This is a genomic window from Pseudomonas sp. EA_5y_Pfl2_R50 (assembly GCF_963970475.1).
Taxonomy (GTDB): domain Bacteria; phylum Pseudomonadota; class Gammaproteobacteria; order Pseudomonadales; family Pseudomonadaceae; genus Aquipseudomonas.
This window is the reverse complement of sequence record NZ_CAXAPT010000079.1, coordinates 1-594: the sequence shown is the minus strand read 5'-3', so window position 1 is coordinate 594 and position 594 is coordinate 1. Positions and strand designations below refer to the sequence as shown.

At 61.1% G+C, this 594-nt stretch carries 1 protein-coding gene; it reads left to right on the top strand.

From position 1 onward, the window contains the following. On the top strand, window positions 1–594 hold a 594-nt coding region (locus tag AACY19_RS26790; protein ID WP_339454504.1), incomplete at both ends, for a DegT/DnrJ/EryC1/StrS family aminotransferase.

Genomic DNA, 594 nt, shown 5'->3' with positions numbered 1-594 from the left:
GCTAGCCTTGCGCGCGCTGGATATTGGCCCTGGTGATGAGGTGATTGTCCCGGCCAACACCTATATCGCCACATGGTTGGCAGTCAGCCATGTCGGTGCGCGTCCAGTGCCAGTGGAGCCGGACGAGCGGACCTACAACATCGATCCCGCGAGTATCGCGGCTGCGATAACGCCGCGCACTCGCGTGATCCTACCCGTCCATCTTTATGGGCAGCCTGCCGATCTCGATCCCATTCGGGATATTGCCCGGCACCATGGCCTTAGTGTGCTCGAAGACGGTGCGCAGGCCCAGGGTGCTCGCTATCAGGGACGACGACTTGGTGCGGAACAGTCACTGGTCGCGTGGAGTTTCTACCCCGGCAAGAATCTCGGCGCTCTGGGGGATGGCGGCGGAATCACCTGCGGCGATGATGCGTTGGCCGACAAGGTGGCGGCATTGCGCAACTACGGCTCAAAGGTGAAATATCACAATGAGGTAATCGGCTATAACAGCCGCTTGGACGAGATTCATGCCGCGTTTCTGCGCGTGAAGCTCGCACGGCTCGATGCCGACAATGCGCGGCGTCGTGATATTGCCGCCCACTACACGGCCGG